Annotated in this window: 18 protein-coding genes; 7 read left to right on the forward strand and 11 right to left on the reverse strand. The window is 68.0% G+C overall.

Translation table 11 applies throughout. From position 1 onward, the window contains the following. Window positions 1-10 precede the first annotated feature (10 nt). A complete protein-coding gene (locus GH736_RS01715; RefSeq protein WP_159599651.1) occupies window positions 11-2,494 on the forward strand; it encodes a DUF4118 domain-containing protein in 2,484 nt (827 codons plus the stop codon). Next, on the forward strand, window positions 2,491-3,183 hold the full coding sequence (locus GH736_RS01720; protein ID WP_159599653.1) for a response regulator: 693 nt from the start codon (window positions 2,491-2,493) through the stop codon (window positions 3,181-3,183). Before GH736_RS01715 ends, GH736_RS01720 begins: the two co-directional genes overlap by 4 nt. Before the next feature lie 209 nt (window positions 3,184-3,392). Here GH736_RS01720 and GH736_RS01725 read toward each other — a convergent pair whose 3' ends face one another. After that, entirely contained in the window at window positions 3,393-3,866 is a 474-nt protein-coding gene (locus GH736_RS01725) for a winged helix-turn-helix transcriptional regulator (RefSeq protein WP_159599655.1), read from the reverse strand. Between the two features lie 103 nt (window positions 3,867-3,969). Between GH736_RS01725 and GH736_RS01730 the strand changes: the two genes are divergently transcribed. Then, window positions 3,970-4,464: an SRPBCC family protein gene (locus GH736_RS01730; protein ID WP_159599657.1), complete on the forward strand. Its 495-nt coding sequence runs from the start codon at window positions 3,970-3,972 to the stop codon at window positions 4,462-4,464. Between the two features lie 57 nt (window positions 4,465-4,521). On the opposite strand, the gene GH736_RS01735 is transcribed toward GH736_RS01730, so the two are convergent. The 6 genes from GH736_RS01735 to GH736_RS01760 all read right to left on the reverse strand — a co-directional run bounded on the left by GH736_RS01735 (window position 4,522) and on the right by GH736_RS01760 (window position 9,668). Next, a complete protein-coding gene (locus GH736_RS01735; protein ID WP_159599659.1) occupies window positions 4,522-5,103 on the reverse strand; it encodes a dihydrofolate reductase family protein in 582 nt (193 codons plus the stop codon). Window positions 5,104-5,166: 63 nt separating this feature from the next. Next, on the reverse strand, window positions 5,167-6,006 hold the full coding sequence (locus GH736_RS01740; protein WP_203230621.1) for a helix-turn-helix domain-containing protein: 840 nt from the start codon (window positions 6,004-6,006) through the stop codon (window positions 5,167-5,169). Between the two features lie 279 nt (window positions 6,007-6,285). Then, window positions 6,286-7,296 (reverse strand): ATP-grasp domain-containing protein, encoded by a 1,011-nt coding sequence (locus GH736_RS01745; RefSeq protein ID WP_159599661.1) that lies wholly within the window; start codon window positions 7,294-7,296, stop codon window positions 6,286-6,288. Then, window positions 7,293-8,474, reverse strand: a complete 1,182-nt coding sequence (locus tag GH736_RS01750; RefSeq protein WP_159599663.1) for a flavohemoglobin expression-modulating QEGLA motif protein — start codon at window positions 8,472-8,474, stop codon at window positions 7,293-7,295. The genes GH736_RS01745 and GH736_RS01750 overlap by 4 nt, the downstream gene beginning before the upstream one ends. Next, entirely contained in the window at window positions 8,475-8,663 is a 189-nt protein-coding gene (locus tag GH736_RS01755) for a hypothetical protein (RefSeq protein WP_159599665.1), read from the reverse strand. Between the two features lie 219 nt (window positions 8,664-8,882). Continuing rightward, window positions 8,883-9,668: a maleylpyruvate isomerase N-terminal domain-containing protein gene (locus GH736_RS01760; protein ID WP_159599667.1), complete on the reverse strand. Its 786-nt coding sequence runs from the start codon at window positions 9,666-9,668 to the stop codon at window positions 8,883-8,885. Window positions 9,669-9,810: 142 nt separating this feature from the next. Between GH736_RS01760 and GH736_RS01765 the strand changes: the two genes are divergently transcribed. After that, on the forward strand, window positions 9,811-10,380 hold the full coding sequence (locus tag GH736_RS01765; RefSeq protein ID WP_159599705.1) for a dihydrofolate reductase family protein: 570 nt from the start codon (window positions 9,811-9,813) through the stop codon (window positions 10,378-10,380). A gap of 57 nt (window positions 10,381-10,437) precedes the next feature. Here the strand turns inward: GH736_RS01765 and GH736_RS01770 are convergent, their stop codons facing one another. The 3 genes from GH736_RS01770 to GH736_RS01780 all read right to left on the reverse strand — a co-directional run bounded on the left by GH736_RS01770 (window position 10,438) and on the right by GH736_RS01780 (window position 11,225). Beyond that, window positions 10,438-10,665, reverse strand: coding sequence for an RNA-binding S4 domain-containing protein (locus tag GH736_RS01770; protein ID WP_159599669.1), 228 nt, complete (start codon window positions 10,663-10,665; stop codon window positions 10,438-10,440). A 7-nt stretch (window positions 10,666-10,672) separates the two neighbouring features. Further along, on the reverse strand, window positions 10,673-10,942 hold the full coding sequence (locus tag GH736_RS01775) for a hypothetical protein (protein ID WP_159599671.1): 270 nt from the start codon (window positions 10,940-10,942) through the stop codon (window positions 10,673-10,675). 67 nt (window positions 10,943-11,009) lie between these two features. Then, entirely contained in the window at window positions 11,010-11,225 is a 216-nt protein-coding gene (locus GH736_RS01780; RefSeq protein ID WP_159599673.1) for a hypothetical protein, read from the reverse strand. 491 nt (window positions 11,226-11,716) lie between these two features. On the opposite strand from GH736_RS01780, the gene GH736_RS01785 reads away from it, so the two are divergent. Continuing rightward, window positions 11,717-12,106 carry a hypothetical protein gene (locus GH736_RS01785; RefSeq protein ID WP_159599675.1) on the forward strand — a complete coding sequence of 130 codons (390 nt, stop codon included), beginning with the start codon at window positions 11,717-11,719 and terminating at the stop codon, window positions 12,104-12,106. Window positions 12,107-12,127: 21 nt separating this feature from the next. Here the strand turns inward: GH736_RS01785 and GH736_RS01790 are convergent, their stop codons facing one another. Continuing rightward, window positions 12,128-12,835: a hypothetical protein gene (locus tag GH736_RS01790; protein ID WP_159599677.1), complete on the reverse strand. Its 708-nt coding sequence runs from the start codon at window positions 12,833-12,835 to the stop codon at window positions 12,128-12,130. Between the two features lie 92 nt (window positions 12,836-12,927). Between GH736_RS01790 and GH736_RS01795 the strand changes: the two genes are divergently transcribed. Together GH736_RS01795 and GH736_RS01800 are read left to right on the forward strand one after the other, a co-directional pair. After that, window positions 12,928-13,434, forward strand: a complete 507-nt coding sequence (locus GH736_RS01795; protein ID WP_203230623.1) for an AAA family ATPase — start codon at window positions 12,928-12,930, stop codon at window positions 13,432-13,434. A gap of 312 nt (window positions 13,435-13,746) precedes the next feature. Further along, entirely contained in the window at window positions 13,747-15,648 is a 1,902-nt protein-coding gene (locus GH736_RS01800) for a CocE/NonD family hydrolase (RefSeq protein ID WP_159599679.1), read from the forward strand. Window positions 15,649-15,767: the final 119 nt, after the last annotated feature.

A 15,767-nucleotide genomic window follows, 5' to 3' on the forward strand; every position in this document is an offset into this window, starting at 1 on the left:
GAGCAGGCGGATGAGACGGGGGCGGCTGCGCGTGCTCCTCGGCGCCGCCCCCGGCGTCGGGAAGACCTACACGATGCTCGAAGAGGGCAAGCGTCTTCACGAGGAAGGCCGCGACGTCGTCGCCGCGTTCATCGAGACGCACGGCCGAGCCGCTACCGCCGCCATGGTCGAGGGGCTCGAATCGGTCCCACGTCGCCACGAGGAGCACCGCGGCCTCGGCCTGGAGGAACTGGACGTGGACGCCGTCCTCGCCAGGAAGCCCGAGATCGCCCTCGTCGACGAACTCGCCCACACCAACGCGCCCGGCTCGCGGCATCCGAAGCGCTGGCAGGACGTCGAGGACCTGCTCGCCGCCGGCATCGACGTCATCTCGACCGTGAACACCCAGCACATCGAGTCGCTCGGCGATGTCGTGCACGAGATCACGGGGGCGCAGCAGCGAGAGACCATCCCCGATTCGGTCCTCCGCTCCGCCGACCAGATCGAGGTGATCGACCTCGCACCGCAGGCGCTGCGCGACCGGCTCGCGAACGGACTCGTGTACCCCGCCGAACGCGTCGATGCCGCCCTGTCGAACTACTTCCGCCTCGGCAACCTGACGGCGCTTCGTGAGCTCACGCTGCTCTGGCTCGCGGACGAAGTGGAACAGGCGCTGAAGGCCTACCGTGCCGAGCACGGCATCACCGGCAAATGGGAGTCGAGAGAGCGGGTGGTCGTCGCCCTGACTGGCGGAGCCGAAGGTGAGACCCTGCTCCGACGTGGAGCGCGGATCGCCGCCCGCAGCTCCGGCGGCGAACTGCTCGCCGTGCACGTGACCACCCCTGACGGCCTCCGCGCCCGCGACCCCGAAGCCCTGGCCCGCCAGCGCACGCTCGTCGAGCAGCTCGGCGGCACCTTCCACCAGGTCGTCGGCGAGGACGTGCCCCGTGCACTCGTGGACTTCGCCAAGGCATCGGATGCCACGCAGCTGGTGATCGGCGTCAGCCGTCGCTCCCGTCTGTCCGCCGCATTCACCGGTCCGGGCATCGGCGCCACCGTGATCCGCGAATCGGGCGACATCGACGTGCACATCGTGACGCACGCGGCCGCGGGCTCCGCGGTCTCGCTCCCCCGCCTCGGCGGTGCCCTCAGTCGCGGGAGGCTCGTCGCCGGGTTCGCGATCGCGATCGTCCTGGGCCCGCTGCTCAGTCAGGTCCTCACGACCTTCCACACGGAGTCGTCGATCACCAGCGACGTGCTCGCCTACCAGCTGCTCGTCATCGTCGTGGCCTTGGTCGGCGGCATCTGGCCGGCACTGTTCGCGGCGATCCTCTCGGGCCTCACCCTCAACTTCCTCTTCATCGAGCCGCTCTACACCCTCACCATCGCCGAGCCGCGCCAGCTACTCGCCCTCGTCTTCTACGTCGCGAACGCCCTCCTCGTGAGCTACGTCGTCGACCAGGCCGCACGGCGCACCCGCGAGGCCCGCCGCGCCACCGCCGAGTCGCAGCTGCTCGCGGCCATGTCGGGCAGCGTGCTCCGCGGTGAGGACGCCCTGCAGGCGATGGTGACCCGCACGCGCGAGGCGTTCGGCCTCACAGGGGTCCGCCTTCTCGTCGACGGCGAAACCCGCGTGGCCGACGGTGAGCCGACCCGCGACGACCGCATCACGGACATCAGGATCGGCGCTCGAGGCGTGCTCGAACTGCACGGGCCTGACCTCGAGGCATCCGAGCGACGTCTGCTGCACGTGATCGCGACGCAGCTCGATGCCGCGATCGAGCACGGTGCGCTCGCGAGCGCCGCCGAGGCGGCCGATGATCTCGCCGCGACGGACCGGGTGCGCTCGGCCCTGTTGGCCGCCGTCGGCCATGACCTGCGCCGCCCGCTCACCTCGGCGTCAGCCGCGGTCAGCGCGCTTCGGTCGCCCGAGGTGACGCTACGACGGGAGGAGCGCGATGAACTCCTGGACACCGCAGCCGAGAGCCTCGATGCACTCGCCGACCTCGTCACCGACCTGCTCGACGTCAGCCGGGTGCAGGCAGGGGCGCTCGCGGTCTCGCTCGCACCCACCGAACTCGCGGACGTCGTCCTTCCCGCTCTCGATGAGCTCGCGCTCGGACCCGCCGAGGTGGAGCTGGGGCTGGCCGACGACGTCAGGCCCGTCCTCGCAGACGCTGGGCTGCTCCAGCGGGTCGTCGTGAACCTGCTCGCGAATGCGGTTCACCATTCCCCCGCGGGTGAACGGGTACTGATCGGGGCCAGCACCTTCCTCGGTCGTACCGAGCTGCGCGTCGTGGACCGCGGACCGGGAATCCCGGCCGAGCGCCGCGACGACATGTTCATGCCGTTCCAGCGGCTCGGCGACACCGACAACGAAACGGGCCTGGGCCTCGGCCTCGCGCTCTCGAAGGGGTTCGTCGAGGGGATGAACGGCACACTGGACGTCGAAGACACGCCGGGTGGCGGCCTCACCATGGTCGTCACCCTCCCCACTGCGGAGACGTCAGCATGAGGATCCTCGTCGCCGACGACGACGCCCAGCTGCAGCGCGCGCTGCGCATCACCCTCGCCTCACGCGGGTACGACGTGGTCGCCGCCCACGACGGCGCACAGGCGATCGAACTCGCTGCGAGCTCTCATCCCGACCTCGTGCTCCTCGACCTCGGGATGCCGCAGGTCGACGGCATGGATGTGATCCGGGCGGTGCGCGCCTGGTCCAACGTGCCGATCGTCGTCCTCTCGGGACGCACGGACTCCGCCGAGAAGGTCGAAGCACTCGACGCCGGCGCCGACGACTACGTCACCAAGCCGTTCGCCATGGACGAGCTCCTCGCGCGCATCAGGGCGCGCGCCCGCGCGGTGGAGGGAGGGGACGCGGATGCCGCGACGGTTGCCATCGGCGATCTCGTCGTTGACCTGGCAGCGAAGACGATCCGGTCGAGTGCCCGCGACGGCGAGCCCTCGGTCTCCGTTCACCTGACGCCCACGGAATGGCGACTGCTCGAGCTCTTCCTGAAGAACCCCGGCAAGCTCCTCACCCGCCAGATGCTGCTCGGGGAGGTGTGGGGGCCCTACCACGCCAACGACGCGGGATATCTCCGACTCTACGTCGCACAGCTGCGGCGCAAGCTCGAGCCCACGCCATCCGAACCGCGGCACTTCATGACTGCGCCCGGGATGGGCTACCGTTTCGAGCCGTGATGAGCGGTGTACGGGCAGCGGACCGATACCGGCCGCGTCGGAGAACCTCCTGACGCCGGCCGCACGAGGTGACGGTTCGAACGGTGGTTCTGGCCTCCGGGGGCTCGGGCGGAATGGTCCCCTGACTGTTCCGCGCCAACGCGTGGTTCCGCCCCCACCGTCGCCGTCACGCGACCCGCGCGCTGGCGCACCGCCGCGATGCGTCGCCGTCACACGACCGCGCGTACCCTGGCGCTCAGCCGGGCGAAGGCGCTCTCCGCGCCTCCGAGGAGCGAACCACCCTCGCGCACGGCCTGCTGCCACGCGTCGAGCACGTCGTGGCGGTCCATCGCCATGACCGCCTCCCACGGATCGTCCTGCTCAATGGGGACGCCACCCATGCCCCATCGCGCCGCCTCGTACAAGAGCGGGATCGCCGCGATACCGCGCTCCGTCGCCGAGTAGGTGACCTTGCGGGCATCCGTCTCGCTCGGGGTGCGCACAATGATTCCGCTGCGCTCGAGTCGGGCGAGGCGGTCGGCGAGCACGCTCGGACCGATGCGCTCCTCGGACCGAAGGAACTCCCCGAAGGTGTGCTTGCCGAGTGTGAGCAGGTCGCGCATGATCAGCAGCGACCAGCTGTCGCCGAAGGTCTCCACGGTGAAGTTGGTGGGGCAGGTCGACCGACCTTCGGCTCGCTTCATGCGTCGAGTCTACGGCATTGACTTTGATCATCAAAGTGACTTACGCTTCGATCATCGAAGTGAAACGGATGCCGCGGCGGCGGCCTGCAGCGGAGGAGCCACGATGAACGACACGACCCAGCCCGAGACGCACGATCTCGTCGTGAGCCGCGACATCCCCGCCCCCATCGAGGCGGCCTGGAAGTCGTGGACCGAACCCGACCGCGTGCTTCGGTGGTGGGGCCCGAACGGCTTCACCTGCACGGTCGCCGAGCTCGATGTGCGCGTCGGCGGCACGTCCCTCGTGTGCATGAGCGCCCCCGACTGGGGGTTCCCGGCGCTGTACAGCACCTGGGCATACACGCTCGTCGACGCACCGCACCGCCTCGAGTTCATCCACAACATCGCCGACGAGCACGGCGCCACGATCGACCCCGCGACCGTCGGGGCCGCGGGCATCCCGCGCGACGTGCGGCACGTCATCACGTTCGAGTCGATCGGCGACGACGCGACTCGACTCACCGTCACCGAACTCGGCTACATCGACCCCGAGCAGCTCGCGCTCTCGAAGAAGGGCCTCGAGGAGTCCCTCGACAAGCTCGTCGCGACCTACGTGTGAGCCCAGCCGTTCGGGCAGTTCCGTCCATGGGATGCGAGATGCGACATGTCGGATCCGTCAATGGCGCACCGAATAGCACAGGTGAAGCACCCGGTTGCCCTGAACCACTACGTCTGGGTCTTCCAGCAGGTGCTGCGAGTCGACGGAGCCGAAGTAGCGCTTGCCAGACCCGAGCACGACGGGTGCGACGTCCATGCGTACCTCGTCGACCAAACCTGCGGCGAGCATTTGGCCACCGACGTCGCCGGCGGCGACTTCGACAGTGCGGTCACCCGCGAGTTCCTGCGCCTTGGTCATGGCCGCCTCGATGTCGTGCACGAAGTGAAACGGCGCCTTGGGGTCCCAGCCCTCGGGCGCCGGCCGGTGTGTCACGACGACGACGTGGTCGATCCCGCTCGGGGGCGTCCCGTCCCAGCCGTCCGTGATGTCGAAGACGTGGCGGCCGGCGATGGTCACCCCGATCTGGTCCCAGTACGGCCGGATGTGGTCGTAGGACGCTTGCGACACGTTCAGTACGCCGCTGTCGTCCAACGGCACGTCACCACTGACCAACCATTCGAACAGTGGACCGGGGTCGTCGTTCTCAGCCGCAATGAAGCCATCCACCGACACCGACGCATTCATGACCACTTTCCCCATGGCTTCCTCCTCTGTTCCGAGTCCCAAGTCTCGTGTGTCGTGAGTGGTCGCTCTTGTAAGGAATCAATCGGCTGGCAGCGGCCAGCCTTCCAGCGCGTGGTCGGGATGTTCCCGTATGAAGCGTTGACGGGCTTCGACATACCGGGTCGGCGTGAGCCCGGTGAACTCCCGGAACTCGTGGACGAAGTGGGCCTGGTCGAAGTAGCCTGCGCGAGCGGCAACGTCGCCCCAGTCGACAGGTTCGGCGACGTCGAGCGCCAATACGGTGGCGGTGAATCGGTAGCTGCGCGCCAGCCGCTTCGGAGTGACGCCGATGACCTCCTTGAACCGCTTCGCCAAGTACGTGCTGCTGGCGCGGGCTGCCACGCCGAGGTCGCTGATCGGCACCGCTCCGCCGGTCTCCGCGATGGCGCCCGCCATGTGGCGGACGATGTCCAGGCCGTCGATCGGGCGCAGCCGTCGGACCAGTTCCTCCTCGAGCAACATCAGCATTTCGTGTGGTGCGTCCGTGAGGGTCACTCGGTGCCGCAACTCAGCGATAGCGGGCCGGCCCCAGATCTGCTCCACGGTCGCCGGTCGGTCGCACAGCTCGGCCGCGGGCATCGGAAGGAACGGTGCCAGCCCCCAGGGCTTGAAGTGGACGCCCACGGACCGGGTCGGGGTCGGGTAGCCGAACTCCCACGCACGGGTGGGCGTGGTGACCACGCAGCCGTCGGCGTACTCGGCCGTCTCGATGTCGATGCCTGCACGGATGAGAAACGGTGCGCCGAGGTTGACGATGAGCAACGGCGCGGGCGCCGCCGGCAGCATCAACCGGGAGTACGGCGGGGCACCCGCCAAGTAGTAGAGATCGTAGATCAGCCCGTCGAGCGGCGGACCGGGCACCCTCGACACATACTCCACACTCACATCATCGCCGACAGCCCACCTGGCATCACGCGCCGCACGACTGAGAAGTGCGGCGGTCGTCCCTCACTCCGCTCGTGGCCGCGTCAGCTTGAACCCGATCTCGGCGTTCCTGCGGCAGGGACGGTCACGGGGTCCTCGAGGTCTGCTCGCTAGCGGCGGGAGCAGCGCCTTTTGAGTTCAGCGCCGGCCTGTCGAGGCTGGCACGCACTATGGTCGGCGGCACAGGACGAACACACGGTTCCGGATGCCGCGAGCGGCGGCCCGCGGCATCCGTCAGTCAGCAGCCTCGGATCCCGACCCCACGCGGCGCTCCAAGGCCTCGATGACGGTCTCGGCGATATCGATGTCGTAGAGCCTCTCGACACTCTGGAACCCGCCGGGACTCTCCGCGTTGATCTCGACCACCTGGCTGCCGATCACGTCGATGCCCACGAGGAACATCCCATCGGCGACGAGCTTGTCGCCGATCGCCTCGACGATGCTCAGCTCCGCCTCACCGATCTCGAGGGGCACCGACCGACCTCCGGTGCTGATGTTCGCCCGCGGGTCGTTGCCGGTGGGCACGCGTCGGAAGGCGGCCGGCCTGCCGTCCCGCTCGAGGATGCGGCCCTCCAGCAGGAAGATTCGGGCATCGCCGTCCTTGGCTCCCTCGATGAACTCCTGGATGATGGCGTAGCCGTCCTGCAGCACCGCCTCCGTCATCTGCGCCAGGTTGGTCTCTCCCGGGCCCTCGATCATGAAGACGTTGCGGCCCTTGGCCCCGTACAGCGGTTTGACGACGCAGTGGCCGACCTCCTCGACGAACCGCTCGATGGCCTCCGGATCTCGTGTCACCAGCGACCGCGGGCGAACCTGCTCGGGGAACTCCTCCAAGTAGAGCTTGCTGGTCGCTCGATGGAGGGTGTGCGGGTCGTTCACCACCGTCACACCGCGGTCCGCGAGCATCTTTCCGAACACCACGCCCATCGGGCTGGCCCACGGGCGCTCCTGCAGGTCGTCGATCGACTCGTTGCGCAGGACGAGCGCATCGAGGTCATCCATGACGATCCGTTCGGCGTCGCGCGCCTTGATCCCCTCCATGAAGCTCGCGAGGGTGTCGTCGCTCTTCCACCTGGCGGCGCGAGCGGTGGCTGCGAACCGCCCGTCGCTGCTGCCGTGCTCGAGGTCACCGACGCCGACATACCAGGTCTCGTGCCCGCTCCTGGCTGCGGCCCTGGCGAGTCGCGTGGTCGCGTACTCGTCCACCTCGGTGTCGACGTCGTTGACGAGAAATGCGAGTTTCATGCTGCCACGTCTCCCTCGTAGAGGTCGGTGACCGTCGCGCCCGCGCGCAGCCTCTCCAGACGCTCTTGCGCACCGGGCACGTCCAGCCAGCGAGGCCGAACCCACGGCGGGTGGAGCACCTCGCGGTCGAGCAGGTCCTGCACCAGGGGGATGTGGTCCAACGCGAGCTTGCCGATCAGCAGGACGTCGAGGCGGCTGCCCTCGGCGAGGGCGTCGAGGATGCGCGTGATCCCGCGCAGGTAGATCGCGTCCTTCACCCAACCGCCCCCGACGACGACCCGGATGGCGATGGACCACGCGGTCCGTGCCGGTATCCGGTGGTCGGCCCGCAGCGACTCGAAGATATCCAGGAAACCGGCGCCGTCGAGCATCTTGCCGACCGCGACCACTCGCGCGGCGAGCACGCGCAGCCGTCGCGGGTCCAACCCGCCGGTCAGGTACTCGGCGAGCACAGCGAGGCCCTCCTGGGTCTCGTCGTAGCCGGGCAGGCCGATGGTCAGCAGGGTCAGTGGCTGCCGCGCGCCGTTCTGGTAGGTGACCACGTGGGTGCCGACCTCGTGGTGCAGCAACGGCTCGACCCGGTCGGCCCGGAAGGCGGCGGACTCCGGGATGAGCAGGCGGCCGAACGACACCATCAACTCGGAGATGTCATCCCGTACCTCGACGCGGACCGGGAAGTCGGGGTATACGGCGCGGTAGCGCTCGAACTCCGCACGGGCCGCGTCGGCGAACGCCCCGGCCGTGACGGTCTGGGTGCTGGGCGCCTGCGGCGGGATGGTCTCGAGCAGTTCCTCCGCCGCCGAGCCCAGCGGAGCGGCCACGGTTCCGTAGAGCTGGAGTGACCCGTACAGGAACCGTGACGTGTCGCGGTCCTCCAACGCGGTGATCTGCCGGGCGATCTCGTCCCTCTTCGCCCGGAAGAGCGTGTGCAGCGCCGGGTCGTCCACGTTCTCGACCTCGAGGTCGTACAGGTCGCGACGCGCGAGGTCGGGGTCGAAGTCCAACGGCCGCAGCCTCAGCGTGGGGGCAGTGCCGAAGTCACTGCGTTCGAAGTCCGCCCACGCCTCCGCCGCGTTGAGTGGCGTGACGTTGACGAGCAGGTTCACTCGGCGCTCGATCTCGGTGAGCCGGGCGTCGATGTCGAGTGCGGGCGCCAACTGCTCGGTCGGTGACGACATCTAGCCGCTCTCAGTCGCGTGCGCGGTCGATTCTCGACTGCTGATACTCGGATTCTCCGGCAGAGGAGTCATCGCGGTCGCCACCGCGAGCACGAGTATCACGGCGGCCATGAACGCGAGAATCAGGCCGCCGGCCTCTCGATCGGTGAGGACGTTCGGCGCGTGCGGGCCCTCCGTTGGCTTGGTCATCTACTTGTCTCCGTTTCGCGTTCGGGTCGCTACCGCGAGGTACGTGCTGCACTGACCCGGGCCCTTCGGGTCGTGTTCGCGGAGCGGACCCGGGTCAGCCAGCAGCCAGGCGCATGTACAGGCACCTGACACCACCGATCTAGCCCGGTCCCGTCGACAGCCGCCACCCCTTGACATTCGTTCGACATCGCGCAGGCGCTGATCCAGTGCACCCGGAGGTCACACGGACGGATCCCAGGCTGCGAGCTCATCGAAGATGCGACCGTCGCCTTGGAACTCGAGCGAGTCCAGCGTCGTGCGGCCGTAGAAGAACAGGACCAGGTCACTGGCCGTGCCCCGGGCGGAGGCGTCGGCGGTGTCGGGGTCCTCGCCCGCAGCGGGCGCGAGGCGGGCGACCTGTGCGCCGTCGCCGGACAGCCGGAGGCGCCAGGAGTGGCCCTCCGCGGCGTGGTAGTCGACGATGGCGGGGTCGTGTGGCCAGGCGACCGTCGTCGCGCAGAGGGTGAACTGGCAGTCGTCGAAACCGTCGAGGGCGATCTTCGCGGGTATCGGCTGCGGGGCACCCCCGATGAGCTGGACGTCGAAGGTGTGCACCGCGATCTCGTGGAGCTGGCGCCGCGCCCAAGCCCCGGAGGTCTGCGGTGACGGCGAGTCCGCCCACCATGTCCAGCAACCGCGATCGGGGCCCGCCTCGCGCAGCACACTCTCGAGGTGCTCGACGGACTCGACCCACCAGGCCAGGAGCGCCTCGCGCTCCCGGGGCGCACCCGTGTCGCCTCCCCATGCGGACTCCTCCGGCGGACCGTCCGCGGGCCCGGCGGTGACGATGGCGGCTGCCTTGCGCCGCCCCATGCCCACGTGTTGCACGTGATCGAACAGCGTCCGCGAGGGATGGGTCGGCATCTGAACGTCGAGGCTGGGTGCCGCGGCGACCGCAGCCCGGAACGCGGCCGACCGTTCGTCGATCAACCGCAGCTGATCAGGGAACGTGAGAATCTCGTGCATCCCGCCGTTCTACCACCGTGAGATGACTGTCGTTGAGCGACGAGGGTGACTATCGTCTGCCATGAGCGAGTCAAGCGAGCACAGGCTCCGCCTGACTGGCGGCCCGGTGAAAACGCGCTGCGCGTCAGAGGAGACCTACGCAATGAGACCGCTTCGATACTCGATCAACGTGACACTCGACGGCTGCTGCCATCACGAGGCGGGGCTTCCCCCGGACGAGGAGTCCATGCGCTACTGGACCGCGGAGATGGAGCGAGCCGATGCGTTGCTGTTCGGCCGGGTGACCTACGAAATGATGGAGTCGGCGTGGCGGAAGCCGGCTACGGGCACCTGGCCGGACTGGGTGGACGAGTGGGAGGTGCCATTCGCCGAGGCGATTGATCGGGCGAAGAAGTACGTCGTGTCGGCCACGCTGGACGGGGTCGATTGGAATGCCGAGCTGGTGCACGGCGGAGTGGGACAAGCGGTTCAACGACTCAAGCAGGAGCCAGGCGAGGGCCTGTGGGTCGGTGGGGTGACGCTCCCCCTCGCGTTGGCCGACCTGGGACTGATCGACGAGTACGAGTTCGTCGTGCAGCCGGTCCTCGCCGGACACGGACCGACGTTGCTCGCCGGCCTGCGTGAGCGCATTCAGCTCGAGCTCATCGATCGCCATGAATTCCGGTCGGGAGCGGTCGCCCTGCGCTACCGGCCTACGCGAGAAACGTCGTAGCCGCGATCGAACGCATCACTGGCGTGCACGGAAGTCGGCAATGCAGGATCGATACCCTCACGGGCAGACGCGCAACCTTCGTCCATCGAAGCTCACGATGTCGCCGAGCTGCAACTGCCGCCCGCGTCGTCGATCAACCTCGCCGTTCACGGCCACATATCCGTCGGTGATGGCCGCTTTCACGTCTCCACCGGAGTCGAGGAGTCCAGCGAACTTCAGGAACTGCCCGAGGCGAATGATCTCACCGCCGATCGGGACGTCGTCGATCGGCGCCTGGTTCGTCATCCCCGACCTACCAGACGATGCCGCCACCGACCGAGATGCCGGCCCACGTGAGCGCGATGAAGATCGCGGCGAACACGACGGGCGCGATGCCCTTGCCGCTGCGCGCGAGCCCCTTGAAGAGGGCGATCACGGCGAGGATCGCGGCGACGATCGAGAGCCCCCCACCGAGGATCAGCCCGATGAACAGCGGGATGGGCATGAGCACGAGGCCGGCCAGCGCGAACCAGAACGCGGCCCAGGCAACCGGATTGGAGGTGCGTTCGACAGAGGAGGTCATGCTTCATTATCTCGTTCCCGCAGCCCACAGCCCCGTCGCACCCACGCTGCTCATCCGGCTGCTTTCGCTAGACGCCCGTTTCGACCCAACTCACCGCGAGGAACGGGCTGTACACGTACACGACCTTGTCGCCCTTGCGGTCGATCTCGATCGTTCCCTTGCCCATGTTCATCGCATTGATGATCTGCGCCCGGACACCCTCCCACTCGTGCGCATCCCTGAAGCGGAATTTCGCGTAGTTCGGTGCGATGCTGCCGATATAGAGCGTGACGTCCGTTGCCATGTGACGCACTCTATCGAGGCCGCCGTGGGCGACATTCACCGCAGAACAACCTCGGAAGCCGTCACCGCTCAGCCCGGATCCCGCCCGTGGGTCGGTGTGGAAGTGTTGACCATATGCGTCCGAGCCCGCCGCCCGACACCGCGCTGCAGGCGTTCGGTGTTCGTCACGCCCGACCCATGATGGGCGGGCAAGGCGAGTCCTGGGGAGCGAACGGTCTGGTGTTCAAACGGCACCGCTCGACGGGGGAGCTCGAGTGGCTCGAGTCACTCCCCGTGACCACCTCCGTGCGTACCGCGAAACCTGTTCGATCAGATGACGGTCGCCTCGTCGTCGACGGATGGTCCGCCATGCCCTACCTCGTCGGCGCCCATGCCCCAAGGCGATGGCGAGAGATCGCGCAAGCAGGACGCTCACTCAGCCGCGAGCTCAACGGGATGGTCGAGCCCGAGTGGATGCGAAGTCGCACCGATCCTTGGGCGGAGGCGGACCGCATGGCGTGGGATGACGAGGCGCTGCCGAAGAATGCGCCGCGCTGGCTGCAGGCGCTGGCCGATCGACGCACGCCACTCGACCTGCCGCGGCCGCTCATCCATGGCGACTTGACCGGCAACGTCCTCTTCGAGCAAGGGCTGCCGCCCGCAGTCATCGACCTCAGCCCGTACTTCCGACCCTCGGAGTACGCGGTCGCCATCATCGTGGTCGACGCCGTGTGCTTCGAGGGGGCACCTCCCCGCACCCGACGACTGCTCACCGACGACGACGCAGACCAGTTGCTTCTTCGCGCCGTCCTCTTCCGAGCCCTCACCGACCTCGTGCGCGACCATGCCGTCGCCAAAGGCCCCTACACATCCGCACTCGCCCTGCTCGAGACACAACGGTGAACGACCCTCGCCCCGAGCCGACTAGGGCGAGTCGAGGCAGGTGACTTGGGCGACCCAACTGTAGCCGTAGTCCCGGTTGCCGTACACGACCGGCGTGGCCTCGTACGCGATGACATCGCGGATCTCGATCGTCTCCGTGAAATCCGGAGCGAGGGCGTTCATGTCGTCGCTGAAACCGAGCGCCACCTGCATGGTCTCGCAGTCCGCTTCGGTGAACAGGGCATTCTGCCAGCACGCGCCGTCGAACTCGGTCGGGCACTGCGCGTCGTATCGGCCGTCGTAGTAGATCTCGAGCGCGGCGAAGAACGCGTAGTTCGTCTCACCCGACTGGTACCGATCCATCGAGGAGTCCTCGATGGCCTCCTGCGCGGTGGCGGCAGCCTGCGTCACGAGATTCACGGCACCGATCATCCCGAACGTGATGAGCGCGAGGAGAGCGACACCACCGGCGACGATGCCGGCGATCGCCCCGCCCGACAGACTCCGCTTGCGCGGCAGTGCGCTCGCGGCATCCGTCGTCGACGCCGCGCCGGCCCCCTGCAACAGCACATGCCGCGCCGTCGCGAGCGTGCCCGCCCACTGCTCGGCCTCGCGTCGCTGCGTCGCATCCTGATATCGCGACGGATGCCGCGCCCAATACTCCTCGGAGTAGGCCCGCTCGACGAGCTCGACGGTCAGGGGCGCATCGTGGGGAATGCGCAGCACCTGCCGCGCCGAGATCGGATCCACAGGCCGATCTTGCCAGAAACGATCGACTCGACCGCACGACGGTCGCCGACCGGGCAAGGGCTATGGTCTGACTGGTGACCAGAGTCGTTCTGATGTGCGGGCCAGCGGGTTCAGGAAAGTCGACCGTCGCGAGGCGGCTAGAAGCGCAGGGCATGGTCCGCCTTTCATTCGACCAGGAAGCCTGGCGACGCGGGATCCAGGCGATGCCCCTCCCGACCGACGTGCACGAGCAGATCGAGCAAGAGCTCCGTGCTCGCCTCCTCGCGCTCGTCGCGGCCGGCGCAGACGTGGTGCTCGACTTCTCGTTCTGGTCAAAGCGTGCCCGCCTCGAATATCGGGACTTGCTGCGCCCACTTGGAGTGGTGCCCGTGACGATCTATCTCGCGACGCCGCGAGCAGTCGCACTGGAACGGATGGAAGCGCGGAGTCAGGAGCACGCCGACGACTACGCGCTTCCCGCAGACGTCGCGGCCGAGTACTTCGACCACTTCGAGCCTCCGACCGCCGATGAAGGTCCGCTGATCGTCCTCGGTGCGGCGCCGGCGGCTCCCGAGCCGTCGCCGAGCACGCGCTCGCGGAACGTGCGCGTGGCCGAGTAGGCGGCGGCAAGCCGGAACCAGTCGCCCACCGGGTTCTGGGGAGTCTGATCGGTCGTCGACCGCGATCATTGTTGACCAATTCCGTGCTGGATTGTTGATCAATCTCCGCAAGCACCGTAGGTTCCTTAGTGACCGCAGATATCCCGGAATCCACCGGAGCGGCCGGGATATCGGTGCGCCGTTCGGCCTTCCCACGAAGCCGAACGGCGTGAGCGTCCGACGTCCCAGTACTCCATCAGGAGCGCCCATCACCCTCACGGGACAGCGTTGTCTGCAATCGGGAAAGCGCTATCCTCGGACGGAAGGACCTCAGTGAAATCCAGAATTCTCGCCATCGCAGGCACGGTGGCCATCGCCGCACCGCTGGCACTCGGCACGGCCGGTGCCGCCAGCGCTGTCCCGACCGACAACCCGGCAGTCACGCTCGTCGACAACGCGACCGCGCCGATCTACGACTACGCCGACGCCATTCGCGAGACGGTATGGGTCACCGCGCCCGACCTCGACGGTGACGGAGTCGAGGAGCGGATCGCCACCGACATCATCCGGCCCCACGAACTGGACGGCAACGCGCGGGTCCCGATCATCATGGACGCCAGCCCGTACTACCTGAGCTCGGGACGTGGCAACGAGGCCGAGCGCAAGGAGTACGACGCCGACGGCAACCTCGTCAAGTTCCCGCTGTACTACGACAACTACTTCGTGCCCCGCGGCTACGCCTATGTCGCCGTCGACATGGCCGGCACCGCCCGTTCGACCGGCTGCACCGACGAGGGCGGCCGCTCCGACATCGAGTCGGTCAAGGCAGTCGTCGAGTGGCTGGGCGGCAAGGGCGTCGCGTATGACGCCGCCGGCGCGGTCGTCGACGCAGACTGGAGCAACGGCAAGACCGGCATGATCGGCAAGTCCTATGACGGGACGCTCGCCAACGGTGTCGCTGCCACCGGCGTCGACGGCTTGAAGACGATCGTGCCGATCAGCGCGATCAGCTCGTGGTACGACTACAACCGCTGGCAGGGCGCGGTGAAGTCCAACAACTACCCGAGCAGCCTGTCCCGGTCCGTCGCATCCAATCGGACCATCGCCACCGACTGCTCGGCGCGGCTGAACTGGATGAACGCCAACGACGGTGATGAGACCGGTGCCTACACCGACTTCTGGGCCGAGCGCGACTACCGGGAGGGCACCTACTACGACGTGTCCCAGGTGAAGGCCAGCGTGTTCATCGTGCACGGACTGCAGGACACCAACGTCAAGACGATGAATGCCTCGAAGTGGTGGGACGACCTCGGCGAGCAGGGCGTCGTCCGCAAGATGTGGCTCACCCGCCTCGGGCACGTGGACCCCTTCGACTCCGAGCGTTCCCTGTGGGTCGACACCCTCCACCGGTGGTTCGACCACGAGCTCATGGACATCGACAACGGCATCGACCGTGAGCCCGCCGTGAGCGTGGAGACCGCGCCGAACCAGTGGGAGCAGTCACCGACCTGGCCGATCTCGTCGGCCCGCACCCAGACGCTGAACCTTCACTCCGACGGCACGCTCATGCTGGGCAGGCAGGACCGCTCCACGGCCAGCTACGTCAACTCCACGTCGCTGAGCGAGGCGAACGCGGTCAAGATCGGCGACAACGCCAACCGGCTCCAGTTCCTCACCGGTACGACCAAGCACGACGTCCGGATCTCGGGAACGCCGACGCTCGACCTCGACGTCACGCACGGCGCTCCGGTCGGACAGGTGTCGGTCATGCTGGTCGACTACGGCGTGATGGACCGCGTCAGCACCTCCGGCGACGGCGCCCAGACGCTGGGCACGGAGTCCTGCTGGGGTCCGGCGACCGCAACGGATGACGCCTGCTACTACGACGTCGCCAAGCGCCTCGCGAGCACCGAACTGCAGGTACTGGCCCGCGGCTGGGCACGCCTGGATGGGGCCGGCAACCACAAGGTCACCGTCGAACTGGCTGCCAACGACGTCGTCGTCCCGGCAGGTCACCAGCTCGGCCTCGTGATCAGCGGCAGCCGCAACGGCGTCCTCGCGGTCGACACGGCGGCGACGACCTATACGGTCAGCCTCAGCGGTTCGAAGCTGAACCTTCCCGTCTCGGGTCCGATGGCCGGGTTCGGCCCAGGGCACCTGACCGCGAAGGACACCGAGAACCTGAGTCCGGGAACCCTGGCCAACCTCGACGAGACGGTGTGGCCCGGTAACTGACGCGCTGCAGGGAGGCGCACGCCGCTCGTCGGCGACCAGGCCCGCTCAGGGAGCTCAGCGGCACACGGCCGGTTCCGTGTGCCGCTGGGCTTCGGGGCCGGACCTGCACGCCTCCGTCG

Source organism: Agromyces humi, from assembly GCF_009720255.1.
Classification (GTDB): Bacteria; Actinomycetota; Actinomycetes; order Actinomycetales; family Microbacteriaceae; genus Agromyces; species Agromyces humi.

Coding starts and splice junctions, on each gene's coding strand:
- GH736_RS01750 (WP_159599663.1), bottom strand. CDS start 8,474: ATGTCGTCACCGACCGAGCAGTTGGCGCCCGCACTCGACATCGACGCC.
- GH736_RS01715 (WP_159599651.1), top strand. CDS start 11: ATGAGACGGGGGCGGCTGCGCGTGCTCCTCGGCGCCGCCCCCGGCGTC.
- GH736_RS01745 (WP_159599661.1), bottom strand. CDS start 7,296: ATGAAACTCGCATTTCTCGTCAACGACGTCGACACCGAGGTGGACGAG.
- GH736_RS01775 (WP_159599671.1), bottom strand. CDS start 10,942: ATGACCTCCTCTGTCGAACGCACCTCCAATCCGGTTGCCTGGGCCGCG.
- GH736_RS01735 (WP_159599659.1), bottom strand. CDS start 5,103: ATGGGGAAAGTGGTCATGAATGCGTCGGTGTCGGTGGATGGCTTCATT.
- GH736_RS01725 (WP_159599655.1), bottom strand. CDS start 3,866: ATGAAGCGAGCCGAAGGTCGGTCGACCTGCCCCACCAACTTCACCGTG.
- GH736_RS01770 (WP_159599669.1), bottom strand. CDS start 10,665: ATGACGAACCAGGCGCCGATCGACGACGTCCCGATCGGCGGTGAGATC.
- GH736_RS01730 (WP_159599657.1), top strand. CDS start 3,970: ATGAACGACACGACCCAGCCCGAGACGCACGATCTCGTCGTGAGCCGC.
- GH736_RS01720 (WP_159599653.1), top strand. CDS start 2,491: ATGAGGATCCTCGTCGCCGACGACGACGCCCAGCTGCAGCGCGCGCTG.
- GH736_RS01760 (WP_159599667.1), bottom strand. CDS start 9,668: ATGCACGAGATTCTCACGTTCCCTGATCAGCTGCGGTTGATCGACGAA.
- GH736_RS01780 (WP_159599673.1), bottom strand. CDS start 11,225: ATGGCAACGGACGTCACGCTCTATATCGGCAGCATCGCACCGAACTAC.
- GH736_RS01795 (WP_203230623.1), top strand. CDS start 12,928: ATGTGCGGGCCAGCGGGTTCAGGAAAGTCGACCGTCGCGAGGCGGCTA.
- GH736_RS01785 (WP_159599675.1), top strand. CDS start 11,717: ATGGCGTGGGATGACGAGGCGCTGCCGAAGAATGCGCCGCGCTGGCTG.
- GH736_RS01765 (WP_159599705.1), top strand. CDS start 9,811: ATGAGACCGCTTCGATACTCGATCAACGTGACACTCGACGGCTGCTGC.
- GH736_RS01755 (WP_159599665.1), bottom strand. CDS start 8,663: ATGACCAAGCCAACGGAGGGCCCGCACGCGCCGAACGTCCTCACCGAT.